This window comes from Collinsella sp. LCP21S3_D3, assembly GCF_052118305.1.
Classification (GTDB): domain Bacteria; phylum Actinomycetota; class Coriobacteriia; order Coriobacteriales; family Coriobacteriaceae; genus Collinsella.
Window position 1 is genome coordinate 1 of sequence record NZ_JBQKHK010000022.1, and the last position, 16,495, is coordinate 16,495.

Sequence of the window (16,495 nt, forward strand, 5' to 3'; positions counted from 1 at the left end):
CGTCCTTCGTCTGCTCGATGAACAGGTCGAACTTGGGGAAGCAGCCGCGGCGGTTGAGCAGGCGCAGGCCGAAGCAGTCGGCGAGGTAGTAGCCCTTCTCGCAGCCGCCGGAGCCATGGTCGGAGGCCATCATGACGCAGTTCTCGGCGCCCACGGCCTGCCCGATCTTGCCCTCGGGGTTGGTCATGGCGTAGACGCGCACGCCCATCTCCCTCATCTTGCCGACGGCCTCGAGCACCTCGGGGGTGGTGCCGGACTCGGAGGCGGTCAGCACGACGGACTTGTCGGTCATGCGCTTGTGGCCCATGACGTTCCACTCGGCGGCGTGGATCAGGTAGACCTCGAGGTCGCGGTCGCCGAACTTGTTCATGAGGTACTCGAGCTGCATGAACTCGTCCCAGGTGCCGCCGACGCCCATCAGGAAGACGGCGTCGTAGCCCTCCTCGTGCACGCGGTCGGCCAGGGCGGTCATCCGCTTGCCGGCCTCGTAGACGTTCCTGCCGTCCTCGAGGTAGCCCTCCTGGTCGAAGTGCATGATCTCGATCTTCTCGGTCTCCTTCATTCCCGCTCCTTTCACGAGCAGTTCGAATTGTCGCACGGACTGGCCGGGCTTGCCGCCCCGTCGCGCCGCTTAACCTTGTGGACATCTTGGCCCCAAGCTCAACAATTCAAAGGTTCTTAATACCAGTGAACGATTACAGGTTAGCCGTTTTTAATACCGATTTTTTGATTTCGTCCTCCCATCTCGGTAGACGGTCAGTTTTTGCCGCTCATCGGTCATGCGACACATGTCCGTAAAAAATGAGCACCCCGCCGTGCACGAGGATGCTCTAGACGCTAATAGTTGTAGGTATATCCGCCGGCATCGCCGCGGTTAAAAGACTTGGCATGCTCAATCGGCTGCCCACTCGAGTCATAGGTCAGGCATTCCAGTACGAGCGCCAGATCGCCCGGCTCAAGATTGAGCAAACTCGCATCGCGTGCGCCCAGCGCTTCAATATCGAGTTTCTCAATCGACTTGTCCGGCTTGCGCCCCAACATGTCATAGGTCTCGAACAGGCTGAAGACCGAAATGTCCACGTCTTCGATGCCCGGAAACAGCAGACACGGAATCAGCGTCATCTCGATCGATACGGGCTCACCATCAATGCAGTTGAGACGGCGCACCGAGTAAAGCAGATCGTCCTCGGCGATGTCAAACAGGTCGGCGTAATACGGGCCGGCGTAGCGTTTGGAGCGCGCCAGGATGCGCACCGACGGCGTCGCACCCGACGCCAGAACCGACTGACGGAAGCCGCCCTTGCGTTCGTGCTCGTCAAACCACTTGTGTCCTACAAAGGCGCCCTTGCCCTGTACCCGACGAATCTGGCCACTTTTGACCAGCTCGTCCATGGCGCTTCGGATTGTCAGGCGCGTCGTGCCAAACTCCTCGGCCAGCTCGTTTTCGGACGGAATCATCGAGCCCGTCGGGTAGTCGCCGCGCTCAATTCGCTCCGCAATGCAGCGGCGAATTTGCTTGTAAACCGGCAAGTCTTCTACTGCATCAGCCATTCGACACCCACCTTCGTCGCAACGCCGTCCGCCTCCCCGTTATCGGCAAAACGATACTTGGTCGGCAGAATCACGGACTTGCAATACTCGACAAAGCCATCGTTCTCGTCACGCTCGTGCGAAGCTTTGTAAAACACCGGCGTGCCCTCCTGGGCACCCAGCAACTTGGCCTCGTCGGCGTTCAGACGGCTGATGGAAATATACTCCTTGCCGTGCGCCACATGGACATTCCCCTCTTTAAGCAAAACGTCGTAGAGGCTTTCCTGCTCAAAATCGTGATCGGGAAGCGAGGGGCACAAAGACAGGTTGACGTGAGCCGTCTCAATCGACGCCGGGGAACCATTAACCACGCGCACACGTCGAATGCAGAAGAGCGGCGTGCCCAGGTCGATCTGGGCTTTTTGGGCCAAATCGATATCGGCGTACACGACCTTGGACCAAACCAGGCGCGCGGTCGACTTTGAGCCAACCCTCTCCACCGCCTGCGTATAGTTCCATGTTTCCTGAAAGATGTTCAGCGGTTTGGGAGGACACACATAGGTGCCCGAACCGCGGCGGCTTTCCAAAGTTCCGCACGAAATCAGACGCGTGATCGCAGCGCGCAACGCCGTGCGTGACACGCCCAGCTCTTCACAAAGCACACGCTCGGCGGGCAGCCGGTCACCACCCTGCAGGTCATAATGTTTGATATACCAAAGAATGCCCTCAAAGGCGCGATCTTTGGGCGGAATCGCATATGGTTCACTCGACATGGGCAAGGCTCCTCAACCGCTTGATGCTGCGGGCATCATTGCTCCGGACGCCCCATGGCGTCGAAGGCTTCTTTGATCTGCTCCGCAACGTTCCGATACGACCGATATAGGCCGGAGTCTCGCTTGACTTCGCCCGCGGTCACCGGAATCTCAAGCTTCGAAATCTCATCCTCGCCGGTTTGCACGGCAACGACGACACCCATACCAAGGCACATATTACGCTTGGCAGCGTTGTTTTTGGTAGCCTGAGCTGGATTAATCAAAATCTGCTGAGCTAGTTCGCGATTGCTAAGCTCCGGCACATCCTCGGGATTTCCGGTCTCGACAATCTCGCACTGCAGCACGTCCGCATAGTCAAAAATCTTCGGCTCGCCGCCGCGCTGATGCACGGCCCACTTGCGGCGCGTGGCGTCCTGGTAGATAGCCGGCAAAAGTGTAAACCGCGGTGGGTCCAAAATCGTATCCGTGATGGTAAACACATCGGGATCAAAGGCATCCTGCGGGTTTTTCTTCTTGAACAGCCCCATATCAGCCTCCCGTACTAGTATTAAACAACTCAAGTTGAATATAGCACCAATTTCAAGCCGCCGCTTTACCGCATCGGTGCGTGGTGTCTATGGCTCGCCCAGCGAAAAAGTTCACGGACGAGGGCGGGGGGGGGGGGGGGGGGGGGGGGGGGGGGGGGGGGGGGGGGGGGGGGGGGGGGGGGGGGGGGGGGGGGGGGGGGGGGACGGGTTGCTTTGTTTTTGAAGTTGGCTTAGCGAACTTCCAAAACCAAGCACCCCGTACCCGCCCCGGCAATGCAATCTTGGCTGACCATAGTTAGATGCACGGCTTCTAAGGCAGCGTAAGCAAGGTCCCCATTACATAAAAAAGAATCAGCCCCCGCAGATCGAAACGGTCGAGAGGGCCGCCTCCGGGCGGGTGCCTTCCTCTGAGAAGTTCGCGAAGCCCACTTCTCAGAGGAAGGCACCCGCCCGGAGGCGGCCCCAGCGCGAGACCGTCCCGGATGCTATTCGTTGTCGCCGGCAGTTAGCTGCGTTGCGGAGAGTACGCCGTCGGCAGCGGTTGCGGCTGCGGCGTCGGGCCAGACCCAGTCGGTAAAGGCCGGGTGATCGAAGCCCTCGTCGCACGCGAACTCAAAGGCCTCGGTGCGGAAGGCCTCCCACTCATCAATCTGCTCGGCAAACTTATCGGCGTCAACCATGCGCAGCACGTCGGCGGCCAGGGCCCAGCGGTCCATGTTGTTCAGGCGCAGCATGTCAAACGGCGTGGTCGTGGAGCCCTTCTCCTCGTAGCCGTGGACGCGGAAGGCATCGTGGCCGGGGCGGTTCCAGATCAGGCGGCGAATCGTGCCGGCATAAGCGTGGAATGCGAAGAGCACGGGCTTCTCGCCGCGGCCAAACAGCTCAGCCCAGCGCTCATCGCTGATGGCTTGGTCGTTTTCGCAGACGTTCTGGATCTTGAGCAGATCGACCACGTTGACAAACCAGACCTTGATGCCCAGCCCGCGCAGCATATCGGTTGCGGCCAGTGCCTCGAGCGTCGGCACGTCACCGCAAGTAGCGACCACGACGTCGGCCTCGGCGAGCGAGTCGGCAGTCGATGCCCACTCCCAGGTCGCTACGCCCTCGGCGAGCTCAGACTTGGCCTCGTCGACCGTCTGGAAGGTGGGGGCGGGCTGCTTGCCACAGAAGATGGCATTGACGCAGTCGGTGGACTGGTAGACGCGCTCGGCCACAGCAAGGGCCATATTGGCATCGGCCGGATAATAAGCATTCACGACATGCGTGTCGTTGGCCTTGTTGAGCAGCAGGTCGATAAAGCCGGGGTCCTGGTGCGAAAAGCCGTTGTGGTCCTGGCGCCAGACATGGCTCGACAGCAAAATGTTGAGGCCGCTGATAGGAGCGCGCCACGGAATCTCGCGCTTGGTTGCTTCGAGCCATTTGCAGTGCTGGTTGACCATGGAATCGACCACGTGGACAAAGCTCTCGTAGGAGCTCCACACACCGGAGCGGCCGGTGAGCACGTAGGCCTCGAGGAAGCCCTCGCACTGGTGCTCGGACAGCTGCTCGACAACCTTACCGGAACCGGCCAGCAGCTCGTCGTTGGCATCGTCCTCGTAGAAACCGGCATCCCACTGCTTCTTGGTCACCTTATAGGCAGCCTGCAGGCGGTTGGACGCGGTCTCGTCGGGACCGAAGATGCGGAAATCATCCATGTTCTTGGCCAAAACATCGGCAGTGTACTCACCAAAGACGCGGGCGGCCTCGGTGGAGCCCCAGCCGTGGCCCTTACTTGCGACGGGGATTTCGTGAGCGTGAATATCGGGAAGCTCGAGCTCGCGGCGTACCTTGCCGCCGTTCGCGTTGGGATTGGCGCCGATACGCAGCTCGCCGGTCGGCATAAAGGCCGTCACCTCGGGGCGCACCTGGCCTTCGGGCGTAAAGAGCTCCTCGGGCTTGTAGGAGCGCAGCCACTCGCGCAGCACGCGGAAGTGCTCGTGGGTGTCCTTGGCGCTCGCGAGCGGCACCTGATGGGCGCGCCAGGAGTCCTCGGTCTTCTTGCCATCAATCTGCTTGGGGCAGGTCCAACCCTTGGGCGTACGGAACACGATCATGGGATAGGCCGGACGGACCACGGTCTCGCCCGCAGTGGCCTGATCCATAGCGGTGGCCTTGATGTCGCAGATCTCATCGAAGACCTGCTCGAACAGGGCGGCGAAACGCGCATGAATGCTCGCGTGGCTCTCGTCGTCAAAGCCGGCGACAAAGAAATGCGGCTTATAGCCCATGCCCTCAAAGAACTTGGCGAGCTCCTCGTCGGACACGCGGGCAAGAATGGTGGGGTTGGCGATCTTGTAGCCGTTGAGGTGCAGGATCGGCAGGACGATACCATCGGTTGCCGGGTTCACGAGCTTATTAGACTGCCAAGAGGTCGCGAGCGGACCGGTCTCGGACTCGCCGTCGCCCACCACAGCCACGGCCAGCAGGCTCGGGTTATCCATGACGGCACCGTAGGCGTGGCTGAGCGTGTAGCCGAGCTCGCCGCCCTCGTGGATGGAGCCGGGCGTCTCGGGCGCAAAATGGCTCGGAATACCGCCGGGGTAGGAAAACTGGCGGAAGAACTTCTGCAGGCCGGCCTCGTCATTGGTAATGTCGGGGCGAATCTCGCGGTAGGTACCATCGAGCAACGACTGGGCGGTGCCAGCGGGACCACCGTGACCCGGGCCCATCAAGAAGATCGCGTTCTGGTTGTGATCGGCGATGAGGCGGTTGACATGACCGAACAGGAAGTTGATGCCGGGCGTGGTGCCCCAGTGACCGACCAGGCGGTGCTTAACGTCCGGGCGACCAAAGTCGCGCACCTCGCCGGTTTTCTCATCGACAAAGTCGGGGCGCATGAGCGGGTTAGAGCGAAGGTAGATCTGACCGACGGACAGATAATTCGATGCACGCCAATACAGGTCGACGCCCTCGAGCTCGGAAGCCGGCACCTCGTGGCCCAGCTTTTGCCACGGCGTCCCCAGTGTTTTAGCCATTGTTTATGTCCCTCCGCTGTGCGGTCGCCCTCCAATACGGCAACCATTCGTTGGGACTAGTATATTTGCTAAAACGTTTTATCATGGTGAAAAAACGTTTTATCACCCTTATCAATCACATCGATCAACAAAACGCGACATTCACCTGCAGCATTGTCTGCCACAGGTACTCCACATTCGGTCTCTGCAAATTGATAAACGTGTTTAGTTATGTTTAGTAAGCTCGAGCACGCTGCCCTTAACGATAAGCGCCGGCTCCAGGACGACCTCTTCGGCACGCCTACCGCCCCTACCGGCAAGACGCTTGGACATGCAGCCAAAAGCATGTTCCGCGAGGACACCAGGATCCTGCTCAATGGCGGTCAGCGCCGGCTCAAAGAGAACGTCGGCCGCCGAGTTGTCATAGCTCACCACCGAAATATCGCCCGGGATGCTCTTCCCCATCTCGTGCAAACGCTTGAGCAGACCGAGGGCAATGTTGTCCGAGCTCGCGAATACGGCAGTGGCGTCGGTTGCGAGCACCGCCTCCGAGGCCTCGTAGGCGCTCGGAATGTAGTACTCGCTCTCAAACTCCAAACGCGCGTCGATAGGCAGGCCAACCTCGCGCAGCGCGCGCTCATAGCCGGCAAGTCGCTTGCGACCCGTATTGGAACGACGTGCATTAACCAAGCAGGCAATGCGGCGGTGACCCTGCTCGATCAGATAGCGGGTAGCCATATAGCCACCCATCTCGTGGTCGAACATCACCTTGTCGCACTCGAGCCCCTCAATGGCGCGGTCGACCATCACGGCAGGGATGGGTAGATGGCTGACCTCTTCGCGCAGGGCACGGTCGTCCGAGAACTCGTCGCCTACCACCAGGAAGACACCATCGACGCCGCGCGTCACCAGCTGGCGCAGCAGTTCCAAGTCATCGTCGGCGCTTCCGCCCGAGCTGGTAATAAAGAGCGCATAGCCGTCCTCGCGGCAGCGCTTTTCCAAGCTACCGGCAAGTGAAGCAAAAAATCGGCTCTCGATGTTGGGGACGATAAGACCCAGGGTGCGTGACTCGCGCATGACCAGGCTGCGCGCAATCTGGTTGGGAACATAGTGGTTGCGCGCCGCGACCTCCTTGATAAGCTTGCGGTTTTCTTCCGAGATGCGACAAGGCCGATTGTTGAGAACAAGCGAGACCGACGAGGGGGAAAGCCCCACCTCCTGGGCGATCTGCTTGAGGGTGACTTTGTTGGCCATCTCGCTCCTTCCGGGTTTACGCGCAATCTCTTGAAAGTATAGCGACTGCCCCTCTACCTCGATGATAAACACTTTACCAATCCGGTAGACGGCTGTTTTATCGCCGCCAGCGCACCAAATACGTCCAGGTGGGGTATATTGCAATCGATTGATGACAACGACCACCAAAAGGCGGATATTCGGATGCACGAGAACGACTTTTTTAACGAGGACCTGCTGTGCGCGCTCGCTGGCGTTGCCGGCGAGGACAACGTGTTGATGAGCGAGCCCATGCGCGAGCACACCACGTTTAAGATTGGCGGCCCGGCCGACGTCTTTGTCACGCCCGACACCGAGCAGAGCCTCGTCGCCACGCTTGATACCTGCTATCGCTGCGATCTGCCACTCACCATCGTGGGCAACGGCTCCGACCTACTCGTCGGCGACAAGGGCATACGCGGCGTCGTCGTAGCGCTAGGCGAGGGCCTCTCCGACATTACCGTCGACGGCACGCACGTTACGGCAGCAGCCGGTGCGCTGCTTTCGGATGTTGCGGCCGCGGCAGCCGAGGCCGGTCTCACCGGCATGGAGCCCATCTCGGGCATCCCCGGATCGGTCGGCGGCGCCTGCTACATGAACGCCGGCGCCTACGGTGCCTGCATGGCCGACGTGCTGGAGTCTGTACGCGTCTACAAGCCCGCCCGCATGCTCGACGACGGCACCCGCGGTAGCGGCAGCATCATCGAGTTCGATGTCGACGAGCTCAATCTGGGCTATCGCAAGAGCCGCATCGCCGACGACGGCTTCATCGTGCTTTCGGCCACCTTCAATCTCGCCCCGGGCAACGCCGCGATGATCAAGGCCGACATGGACGACTACCGCCAACGCCGCGAGGACAAACAGCCGCTCGACATGCCGAGCGCCGGCTCCACTTTCAAGCGCCCCGAGGGCCACTTTGCCGGCAAGCTCATCATGGACGCCGGGCTGCGCGGCCACGCTGTCGGCGGCGCCCAGGTGAGCGAAAAGCACTGCGGCTTCATCGTCAACGCCGACCACGCCACCGCCGCCGACGTCGACGAACTCATCCGCCACATCCAAGCAACCGTCAAAGACCAATTCGGCGTAGACCTAGAACCCGAAGTCCACCGAGTAGGCGAATTTTTATAAAAAGAAGGCCCCAAAAGGGGCCTTCACCATATTTATTCAGATAACCCAGTCCGGTGTGTCGTGCTCAGGACCCGTGAGGGCCGGGACAGTCCGAGAGGCATAAGGTTGATCGCGAGTTCCGCACGAGCCGGAGAGCACTTAATGTGCTCTCCGCGCGAGCAGGACTGCCCGAGCAGGCAACCTTATGCCTCGCCCGCAGTCCCGGACCAAGCCGCAGCTACGACAGCGCGATACCGCCGAGCCAGCCCCAGCGCACACCAGAGCCAGTGCCGTAAAAGCTAATGAACGAGTCAAGCGACCTCGACGTGATGGCGCCCTCGTTACTCATAACGATGCCGCCGCCAACATAGATGCCCACGTGTCCGTACAGCAGACCCGGCATACCGGTGCCACTGTGCGACGAGTCGGCCACGATCATGCCCACCTGCAGCGCCGAACGATCGGAGCTGTAGCACCAGGCGTTAAACATGTCGCACGCGTTGCCGCCAAAGTAGCCCACGCCGGCGTTGCGGAAGACGTTGGTGACCCAGGCGGCGCACCAGTTCAGGCCAGGCGAAGGCGTGGAGTAGCATGCGTTGACGACAGCCTGCTGCTTGCCCGAGCCGGCATTCTGTTGCGGATTTCCGGGCGCATACGATCCGCCACCCGAGTTTGAACCACCCGAGTAGGAATTGTTCTTGTTTGCGGCAGCCGCAGCAGCGGCAGCCTTCTTGGCAGCCTCCTCAGCCTGGGCGGCAGCGAGAATCTCGGAATCGCGCTGAGCCATGAGCTCCTTGACGTCGTCGGAGAGGCCGTTCAGAACCGTCTGGACCTCTTGCTGCTTGGCCTGCATGTCCTGCATCTGGGCAGTCTGCTGGTCCTTGAGCTTCTCCAAGTCGGCTTTTTGCGACTCGAGCTCGGACTTCTGTGTATCGAGCTCTTTCTGGATGGTCTGGATATCCTCGATGGCGTCGCGGTCGCTCTTGTTGATCTTCTCAACATAGTGCGCATTGGCGACGAGCTCCTCAAACGAGCCCGAGGCGAGCAGCAGCGACAGGATGTTGGTGCCGCCCGACTTATAGTTGGCGGAAACGCGATCGGAAAGATCGCCGCGCTTCTTTTTGAGCTCGGCCTTCTTTTCGTCAATCTGCGCCTGCGTGCTGTCAATCTGGCCCTGTACGCTCTCGATATCGTTGAGGGTCTGGGCGTTCTTGTTGGCCAGCGCCGCGTATTCATTTGCGATGCTGTCGAGCTGGGCCTGGACCTCGTCAAGCTGAGCCTGGGCCGCATTGAGCTTGTCGGTGGTTTCCTTGGTGGCCTCCGCAGCATGGGCGCGAGCGGGCAGACCAAAAAGAACGGCTGCAGAAGCGGCGCCGAACAAGGCCTTGAGGGCAGTGCGACGCGAAAGCTCCTGGGAAAGGATGGAATCGCTGTTTGGTGACATATCTACTCCGTTACATGTTTATTTATATGTCGCTCAACTCATACATATTAGCGTACATCCGACGCGTCCCAACGATTTCCACGAACGGCAGGAAACCCCATGGTCGGCGGCTCGTATGCAAACGTCAAAGTCAAGGTTATGCCCACGCCAAACATTTCCATGAGTACGTTAGCATGTTCGTCTGCTTTTCCTGCCCTGCACGTTTTGGGTGCCCCTGCCTGCGCTATACTCCCTCAGGAAGTGTTCCTGATTCGATAGGAGACTACATGTCCAAAGCACTCGACCCCAAAGACACCTGCGTCCTCGTAACCGGTGGCGCCGGCTTTATCGGCTCGCACACCGTCGTTCAGCTGCTCGAGGGTGGCTACCAGGTCGTCATCGTCGACGACCTCTCCAACTCCAGCGCCGTCGCCGTCGACCGTGTCAAGACCATCGTGGGCGACAAGGCCGCCAAGAACCTCACCTTCTACGAGGCCAACGTGCTCGACCGCGATGCCATGAACAAGATCTTCGATACCCATCAGATCGACCGCGTCATCCACTTCGCCGGCTTTAAGGCCGTCGGCGAGTCGGTGAGCAAGCCCGTCGAATACTATCACAACAACATCGAGAACACCCTGGTGCTCGTCGACGTTATGCGCAACCATGGCTGCAAGTCCATCATCTTCTCGAGCTCCTCGACCGTCTACGGCGATCCGGATAACCCGCCCGTCACCGAGGAAGACCCCAAGAAGCCCGCGACCAACCCCTATGGCTGGACCAAGTGGATGATTGAGCAGATCCTTATGGACGTTCACACCGCCGACCCCGAGTGGGACGTTGTGCTGCTCCGCTACTTCAATCCCATCGGCGCACATCCCTCGGGCCTGATCGGCGAGGACCCCAAGGGCATCCCCAACAACCTGGTGCCTTATGTCGCGCAGGTTGCCGTGGGCAAGCTCGAGGCCGTTCAGGTCTTTGGCAATGACTACCCCACTCCCGACGGCACGGGCGTGCGCGACTATATCCACGTTTGCGACCTGGCCTCGGGCCACGTTGCCGCCCTCAACTGGATGAACGGCAAGACCGGCGTCGAGATCTTCAACCTGGGCACCGGCACTGGCACCTCGGTGCTCGAGGTCGTCGCCGCCTTCTCCAAGGCCTGCGGCAAAGAGCTGCCCTACGTGATTCGCGAGCGCCGCGCCGGCGACATCGCCGCCAACTGGTGCGACGCTTCCAAGGCCGAGCGCATGATGGGTTGGAAAGCACAGTACGACATCGCGGACATGTGCCGCGACAGCTGGAACTGGCAGAGCCACAACCCCAACGGCTTCGCCGACGCCGAGTAGCAAAAACCTACATACCGTTCTTGCCCCGATCTCACGATGTGAGACCGGGGCTTTTTCATGGCATGTAACCATTCGCCGAAAATCGACCAACTTATTTATATTTCCTATATATGTTTAAACAACATGTATACAATAGGTGTATCGAATCAGAACATCGGAGGCGGACTGCCCACCCATCGGCAGGCCGACCCCACAACGAGAAGGATAGAAGACGGCCTTGCCAGTTGCGAACTCGTTGGTGGCGTCGTCGCCGGTCTTGGAGGCAAGCTGCGAAGGATCGCAGGTGGAGTCGGTGATGTACAGGTCGAAGATCTGCTTAAAGTTGTCGAGATACTCGCCCTTAATCTCGTCATCCTCCTGGTTGTGCTCCTTCTCGAACTCGTAGTAGAGCGGGAGGTTGGCGAGGTGGGTGGTGTAGCGCCAGCTGGAGGAGTCATCCATGCCGGCGGAAGTGAAGGCACCGTCAACGCCAAGCTCGTCCTTGCGGGCCTGAATGTCATCGGCGCAAGCCTTCAGCTTGTCGAAGGAGTTGATGTCCTCGGCCTTGTCGCCAGCCTTCTCGAGGAGCTCCTTGTTGTAAATGATGCCGTAGCTCTCCTGGACCCAGTCGATACCTAGATCCTTGCCGTCGGACTGCAGAGCCAGGGAGTCGTCGACGAGCTCACCGCGGACCTTGGTATCGGACAGGTCGGCGCAGTAGTCCTTCCAGTTCTTAAGACCGGTGGGGCCGTTGACCTGGAACAGGGTCGGAGCGGAGCTCTTGGACATCTCGGACTTGAGCTTCTCCTCGTAGGTGTTGGAGGCGGCGGTCACGATCTTGACCTCGACGCCCTTCTCCTCCTTGTACGCCTTGGCGATCTCCTTCCACTCCTTGTCGACCTCGGGCTTGAATTGGAGGAAGTAGACCTCGGCAGCGTCACCAGAAGCAGAGGAGCCGGAACCGGCGGAGCCACCGCAGCCCACGAGACCCAGGCCAAAGACCGTGGCGGCGCCCTTTGCCGCCGCCTTCGGAGATTGGTTCGGGGACTTTGCCCCTTTTTCTGATTTGTGCAATACGCTGTTTGCCTAGTTGTCTGAACAAGTATTAATAGAGCGGTAGAAAAACTTCGGTGAACGGTTCTCGATACATTCGTACTTGACAAATATTGTCTAAACAATTAAAGCGCCCCGTGCGGCCGATATCCCATCGACAGCACGGGGCGCTTCATATCGAAACGCAAGCTTATGCGTCTGTTACCTATCGCTTGGAATTGACGCGGTAATGGAAGATCTCGGGGTGTGTGCGAGCATGCGTCACCTCGAACAAGATGCCATCCGATGTGTACGACTGACTCTCCATGACGGCAACGCAGTTGTATTTGCCGAGGTCAAGATAGCTGCAGTCTTCATCGTTGGCGAGCTCGACACTCACCGTACGGCGACTCGCCATCACTTTGATGCCGCGCTTGTGCTCCAGATAGTCGTAGATAGATTCTGCCGCGATCTCGGGAGTCAGACCCTTGGCGATCGACTCCAAAAAGTAGCCATGGTCCACTTGGCGCGCGCTGCCGTTGAGGCTTCGGACACGCACTACGCGAATCAGCTCCTCGCCCACCTTAAAGCCCAGGCGACGAGAGAGCTGCTCGGTGCAGACCAGATGTTCAAAGGACTTAACGTCCGTCGATGCAACGGCATTGCTGCGCTTTGCAAATTCGCCAAACGACTCGACTTCCTCGAGTGCGCCCAGCATGTCGGTTTCGCCCTTGAGCCAAATAACGCGCACGCCCTTGCCGTGTATGGGCTGCACAAACATCTCGTCGGCCAGCATGCTCAAGGCGCGGCGGACGGTATTGCGCGTGCAGTCGAACTCTGCGGTCAGCTCGGCTTCGGTTGGCAGCATCTCCTGGAACGCATAGGTCCCGTTAATGATGCGCGAACGGATCTCGCGGTAGATTCCTTCGTAAATCGCTTTTGGCATGGCTTCACCTCTAATGAATATGTATGGCTAGGCACGATAGCATTTCTTGGGGTTGTTTAAACCGTCTATCGGCAAAGCACGGATTATTTACCGTCGACGGTTCCCCCGGCACCCAAATCGGACCGAATCAAAACCGTCAATGCGGCAAGCAGCCAGTCCTCTACAATGAGTTCATTGTTTAAACGTTCTTGCTCGCACAGCATGTTGCATCCGGAAGGCATATTATGCTGCAGAAAATCCAACGCTTTGGCGGGGCAATGTTCGCGCCCGCCATGCTGTTTTCCATATCGGGCCTTATGGTCGGCGTCTCCGCCCTCGCAACGTCTGCGGACATCGTCGGCGACCTCGCCGTATACGGAACCCCTTGGTATGTTTTTGGGCTATCATCCAGCGCGGCTCGTGGACGGTCTTTAAACGCCTCCCACTGCTTTTGCCGTAGCGCTGCCCATCGGCCTTGCCCAAAAGCAACCGGCGCGCTGCTGCTTCGAGGCACTCGTGGCCTATTTTGCCTACTGCTTCTTTTTGAGCGAGATCATTAAGCTGAGCGGCGATAACCTTGGACTTAAGTACCCGTCGTCTTTGACCTCCGCCAGCGGCATCACCATCATCGACGGCATCAAGACGCTCGACACCGGCATTAAAATTCTTATGTCCACACCGCTCGCCAACCGCATCGCCCAAGATGAAGAGCTTGGGCCTCTGCTCTGCCTCAACGAGCTCGAACTCGAGGTCACGGAAATCTCGCCTCGCGAGTGCACCAAACGGGCCGGAATCAAGGCCGTGCTTGACGCCCTGGGGCCAGATCACGGCACTGTGTACGGCATCGGCGACGCAAGCAACGACATCGCCCTCATGGAGGCGGTCGATGTTGGCGTCGCCATGGGCAACGCGCCGGACTTCCTCAAGGAAAAGGCCGACTACGTCACCGACAGCTTCGACCACGACGGCGTCGTCACCGCGCTCGAGCACTTTGGACTTATCTAGCCGCGCCTCTTGCCGCATTTGCGACAACATGGCTCAATCGTCTTCAACCGCCGCGCTCGATGCCCTAATGTGGCAATATGTTGTCTGCATAACGCAACGATGCAACCTAAGAAAGAATGCGAGAACCCGTGTCCAGTCCGTTTACCAGCTTTTTAGCCCAGCATTTTGACCAGATTAACGACTATCTGGCCACATTCTTTGACGGACAGGCGACCTCTGCCGATATCGAGCGCTACCTGTATGGCCCGCTCTCGGCATTTACGGCCAATGCCGGCAAGCGCCACCGCCCGCTTATCTGCATGCTCGCCGCCACCGCGGTAGGCGGCAGCTTTGAGAGCGCCCGAAGCGCGGCGGCGGCCATCGAGCACTTTCAGTCGGGAGCGCTTATCCATGACGACATCGCCGACAACGGCCAGCTGCGCCGCGGCAAGCCCTGTATGTACCTTACCGAGGGTACGGGACTTGCCATCAACTGCGGCGACCTAGCGCTCACCATGGTTACCAAGACGGTTCTCGACGACCCCACGCTCGAGGCAGACGTGAAGCTCCGCGTGCTCCACGAGCTCACCGAGATGATCGTTCGCACCATCGAGGGTCAGGCGCTCGACCTGGGCTGGGTCCGCGATGGGCGCTTTGACATCTCGGTCGACGATTATCTGGACATGGCGACGCACAAGACCGCGTACTACAGCGGAGCCACGCCACTTGCCGCCGGAGCCATTATCGGTGGCGGCAGTGAAGACCAGATTGAGGCGCTGCGTGCCTTTGGCCTGCACACGGGCCTTGCCTTTCAGATCCAAGATGATCTGCTCAACCTTATTGGCACCAAGGAGGCCGCCAACAAGGACTTCCGCACCGATATCACAGAGGGCAAGCGCACGCTCGTCGCCGTGCATGCCCTGTCAGACGAGCGTTATCACGACGAAGTCGAGGCAATCCTTTCCTCGGGCACCGAGGACCCCGTGCAACTCGCACGCGCCGTGGAGATCTTCCGGCAGACCGGCTCTGTCGATTTCGCCCACACTTACGCACTCAACCTGACTGCCAAGGCCAAGGCCGCTATCGAAGGTGTCGAGCTCGACCCGCATGCACGCGAGCTGTTCGACTCCATGGCAGATTTCTTTGTGGAGCGCCTTAACTAGCGGGGGTTATAAAACCTGTCAGCAGCGCATTTGGGTACAACTTGCTACACTGTTGAGTGCATGTTTATGCAACCCTTTGCGTTGTCTATCCGACACACGCTCAAATAGTACGAATGGTACGCCGAAAGGGGTTCGTTCATGGAACCTATCACAACGGGTATGCAGGGAGCAGCCGTCGAGGACGTCCAGTCCCGCCTTCTGCAGCTCGGCTATACAATCGATGACGCCGAGGTCGCCGACAAGCGCTTTGGCACCACCACCGAGCAGGCTGTTGGCACCTTTAGGCTCGACAGCGGCCTTGCCGCTGGCTACGCCGTCGATATTCCCTGTTGGAGCGCCCTGGTAGACGCCTCGTATAAGCTGGGCGACCGCACGCTTTATCTGCGCATGCCCAATTTCCATGGTGCCGACGTTCGGGCCCTGCAGAGGGCACTCAACGTTTTGGGTTTTGCCTGCGGTGAGGACGACGGCTACTTTGGCCCGCACACCGAGGCGGCCTTGCAGCAGTTCCAAGAAAATGTCGGCCTGTTTGCCGACGGCATGGCATTCCAGGATACCTACGCCTATATCAACCGTCTGCATCACGTGTGGGAGGGCAAACCCTCGGTTACCGAGGCCGAGTCGCGCATCGGCTTTGCCCGCGCCGCCAACGTGCTCGAGCGCTTCCAGATTGCCGTCATCGGTGAGGACCCCATCGCACGCAGCGTTGCATCGCGCATGTGGAACATCGCCACGGCGACGACCGACAACAGCGGCATGATGCTTTGCGATTCCGAGGTTCCGACCGACGTGGACCTGGTACTCGAGATCGCAAGCGATGAGCTGCCCGCAGATGCAGCGCCGCGCGCCACGATTGCCCTTGCCGAATGTCACAACCTGGCGCAGCGCATCCGCACTGCCAATGTCGCCGCGCAGCAAAAGCCCGCGCGCATCCGCATTGAGCTCACGGGTATGACGCGCTACAACGGAACCTTCACCGCAAGCGACGCCCAGACACTCGCCGTACGCCTGCTCGATGGCGTTTGCGATGCCCTCGCAGATTAGGTAAACTAGACGAGCTGCTTTTGGGCAGCACCACACATTGGGACGTAGTTCAACGGTAGAACTCCGGTTTTTGGTGCCGGCTGTTGGGGGTTCGAATCCCTCCGTCCCAGCCAAGGTAACTGAGCGCCCCGGGCTTTCATCAGCCCGGGGCGCTTTCTTGTGGGCATGCGGAGGGATTCGAACCCGCAAGGGTGCGGAGCTGAGGAAACGCGAAGCGTTTTCCAGCGCAGCACGCAAGGAGCGGAGCGACGCAGCGGGGCGCGGCCGCCGGAAGGCGGACGCGGAATCCCTCCGTCCCAGCCAAGGTAACTGAGCGCCCCGGGCTTTCATCAGCCCGGGGCGCTTTCTTGTGGGCATGCGGAGGGATTCGAACCCGCAAGGGTGCGGAGCTGAG

Annotated in this window: 13 protein-coding genes, 1 tRNA gene and 1 pseudogene; 6 read left to right on the forward strand and 9 right to left on the reverse strand. The window is 59.7% G+C overall.

All coding sequences use genetic code 11. The features are described 5' to 3' along the window. The 6 genes and pseudogenes from ACTQ1S_RS08335 to ACTQ1S_RS08360 form a co-directional block, all read right to left on the reverse strand. A pseudogene (locus ACTQ1S_RS08335) lies at positions 1–562 on the reverse strand (SIS domain-containing protein); the annotation flags it as partial. Positions 563–837: 275 nt separating this feature from the next. Next, positions 838–1,551, reverse strand: coding sequence for a GntR family transcriptional regulator (locus ACTQ1S_RS08340; RefSeq protein WP_154515122.1), 714 nt, complete (start codon positions 1,549–1,551; stop codon positions 838–840). Next, positions 1,536–2,303 (reverse strand): GntR family transcriptional regulator, encoded by a 768-nt coding sequence (locus ACTQ1S_RS08345; RefSeq protein ID WP_154515124.1) that lies wholly within the window; start codon positions 2,301–2,303, stop codon positions 1,536–1,538. The genes ACTQ1S_RS08340 and ACTQ1S_RS08345 overlap by 16 nt, the downstream gene beginning before the upstream one ends. Before the next feature lie 35 nt (positions 2,304–2,338). Then, entirely contained in the window at positions 2,339–2,830 is a 492-nt protein-coding gene (locus ACTQ1S_RS08350) for a hypothetical protein (RefSeq protein WP_441547493.1), read from the reverse strand. A gap of 485 nt (positions 2,831–3,315) precedes the next feature. After that, complete coding sequence (locus ACTQ1S_RS08355) at positions 3,316–5,844, reverse strand: phosphoketolase family protein (RefSeq protein WP_441547494.1); 2,529 nt, start codon at positions 5,842–5,844, stop codon at positions 3,316–3,318. 204 nt (positions 5,845–6,048) lie between these two features. Next, complete coding sequence (locus tag ACTQ1S_RS08360) at positions 6,049–7,077, reverse strand: LacI family DNA-binding transcriptional regulator (RefSeq protein ID WP_118388843.1); 1,029 nt, start codon at positions 7,075–7,077, stop codon at positions 6,049–6,051. Between the two features lie 183 nt (positions 7,078–7,260). Between ACTQ1S_RS08360 and murB the strand changes: the two genes are divergently transcribed. Further along, positions 7,261–8,223, forward strand: coding sequence for a UDP-N-acetylmuramate dehydrogenase (gene murB, locus ACTQ1S_RS08365; RefSeq protein ID WP_441069075.1), 963 nt, complete (start codon positions 7,261–7,263; stop codon positions 8,221–8,223). 217 nt (positions 8,224–8,440) lie between these two features. Here murB and ACTQ1S_RS08370 read toward each other — a convergent pair whose 3' ends face one another. Beyond that, complete coding sequence (locus ACTQ1S_RS08370; RefSeq protein ID WP_427719726.1) at positions 8,441–9,646, reverse strand: PcsB-like coiled-coil domain-containing protein; 1,206 nt, start codon at positions 9,644–9,646, stop codon at positions 8,441–8,443. 266 nt (positions 9,647–9,912) lie between these two features. Here ACTQ1S_RS08370 and galE point away from each other — a divergent pair, with 266 nt between their 5' ends. Next, positions 9,913–10,974, forward strand: coding sequence for a UDP-glucose 4-epimerase GalE (gene galE / locus ACTQ1S_RS08375; RefSeq protein ID WP_427728932.1), 1,062 nt, complete (start codon positions 9,913–9,915; stop codon positions 10,972–10,974). A gap of 114 nt (positions 10,975–11,088) precedes the next feature. Here the strand turns inward: galE and ACTQ1S_RS08380 are convergent, their stop codons facing one another. Next, positions 11,089–12,027, reverse strand: a complete 939-nt coding sequence (locus ACTQ1S_RS08380) for an ABC transporter substrate-binding protein (RefSeq protein ID WP_441547495.1) — start codon at positions 12,025–12,027, stop codon at positions 11,089–11,091. Positions 12,028–12,211: 184 nt separating this feature from the next. Then, entirely contained in the window at positions 12,212–12,931 is a 720-nt protein-coding gene (locus ACTQ1S_RS08385) for a GntR family transcriptional regulator (protein ID WP_441055353.1), read from the reverse strand. 495 nt (positions 12,932–13,426) lie between these two features. On the opposite strand from ACTQ1S_RS08385, the gene ACTQ1S_RS08390 reads away from it, so the two are divergent. The 4 genes from ACTQ1S_RS08390 to ACTQ1S_RS08405 all read left to right on the forward strand — a co-directional run bounded on the left by ACTQ1S_RS08390 (position 13,427) and on the right by ACTQ1S_RS08405 (position 16,214). Beyond that, on the forward strand, positions 13,427–13,915 hold the full coding sequence (locus ACTQ1S_RS08390; RefSeq protein ID WP_441049365.1) for an HAD family hydrolase: 489 nt from the start codon (positions 13,427–13,429) through the stop codon (positions 13,913–13,915). 128 nt (positions 13,916–14,043) lie between these two features. Further along, the gene (locus ACTQ1S_RS08395) at positions 14,044–15,057 is read left to right on the forward strand and encodes a polyprenyl synthetase family protein (RefSeq protein ID WP_441547496.1); all 1,014 of its coding nucleotides are present in this window, start codon (positions 14,044–14,046) and stop codon (positions 15,055–15,057) included. 138 nt (positions 15,058–15,195) lie between these two features. Next, positions 15,196–16,101 carry a peptidoglycan-binding domain-containing protein gene (locus ACTQ1S_RS08400; protein WP_441055360.1) on the forward strand — a complete coding sequence of 302 codons (906 nt, stop codon included), beginning with the start codon at positions 15,196–15,198 and terminating at the stop codon, positions 16,099–16,101. Positions 16,102–16,139: 38 nt separating this feature from the next. After that, positions 16,140–16,214: transfer RNA gene (locus ACTQ1S_RS08405), tRNA-Gln, on the forward strand. Positions 16,215–16,495 lie beyond the last annotated feature (281 nt).

Bases quoted from the DNA above. Each gene is read 5' to 3' on its own strand.
- ACTQ1S_RS08340 (WP_154515122.1), bottom strand. From the start codon at position 1,551: ATGGCTGATGCAGTAGAAGACTTGCCGGTTTACAAGCAAATTCGCCGC.
- ACTQ1S_RS08345 (WP_154515124.1), bottom strand. From the start codon at position 2,303: ATGTCGAGTGAACCATATGCGATTCCGCCCAAAGATCGCGCCTTTGAG.
- ACTQ1S_RS08350 (WP_441547493.1), bottom strand. From the start codon at position 2,830: ATGGGGCTGTTCAAGAAGAAAAACCCGCAGGATGCCTTTGATCCCGAT.
- ACTQ1S_RS08355 (WP_441547494.1), bottom strand. From the start codon at position 5,844: ATGGCTAAAACACTGGGGACGCCGTGGCAAAAGCTGGGCCACGAGGTG.
- ACTQ1S_RS08360 (WP_118388843.1), bottom strand. From the start codon at position 7,077: ATGGCCAACAAAGTCACCCTCAAGCAGATCGCCCAGGAGGTGGGGCTT.
- murB (WP_441069075.1), top strand. From the start codon at position 7,261: ATGCACGAGAACGACTTTTTTAACGAGGACCTGCTGTGCGCGCTCGCT.
- ACTQ1S_RS08370 (WP_427719726.1), bottom strand. From the start codon at position 9,646: ATGTCACCAAACAGCGATTCCATCCTTTCCCAGGAGCTTTCGCGTCGC.
- galE (WP_427728932.1), top strand. From the start codon at position 9,913: ATGTCCAAAGCACTCGACCCCAAAGACACCTGCGTCCTCGTAACCGGT.
- ACTQ1S_RS08385 (WP_441055353.1), bottom strand. From the start codon at position 12,931: ATGCCAAAAGCGATTTACGAAGGAATCTACCGCGAGATCCGTTCGCGC.
- ACTQ1S_RS08400 (WP_441055360.1), top strand. From the start codon at position 15,196: ATGGAACCTATCACAACGGGTATGCAGGGAGCAGCCGTCGAGGACGTC.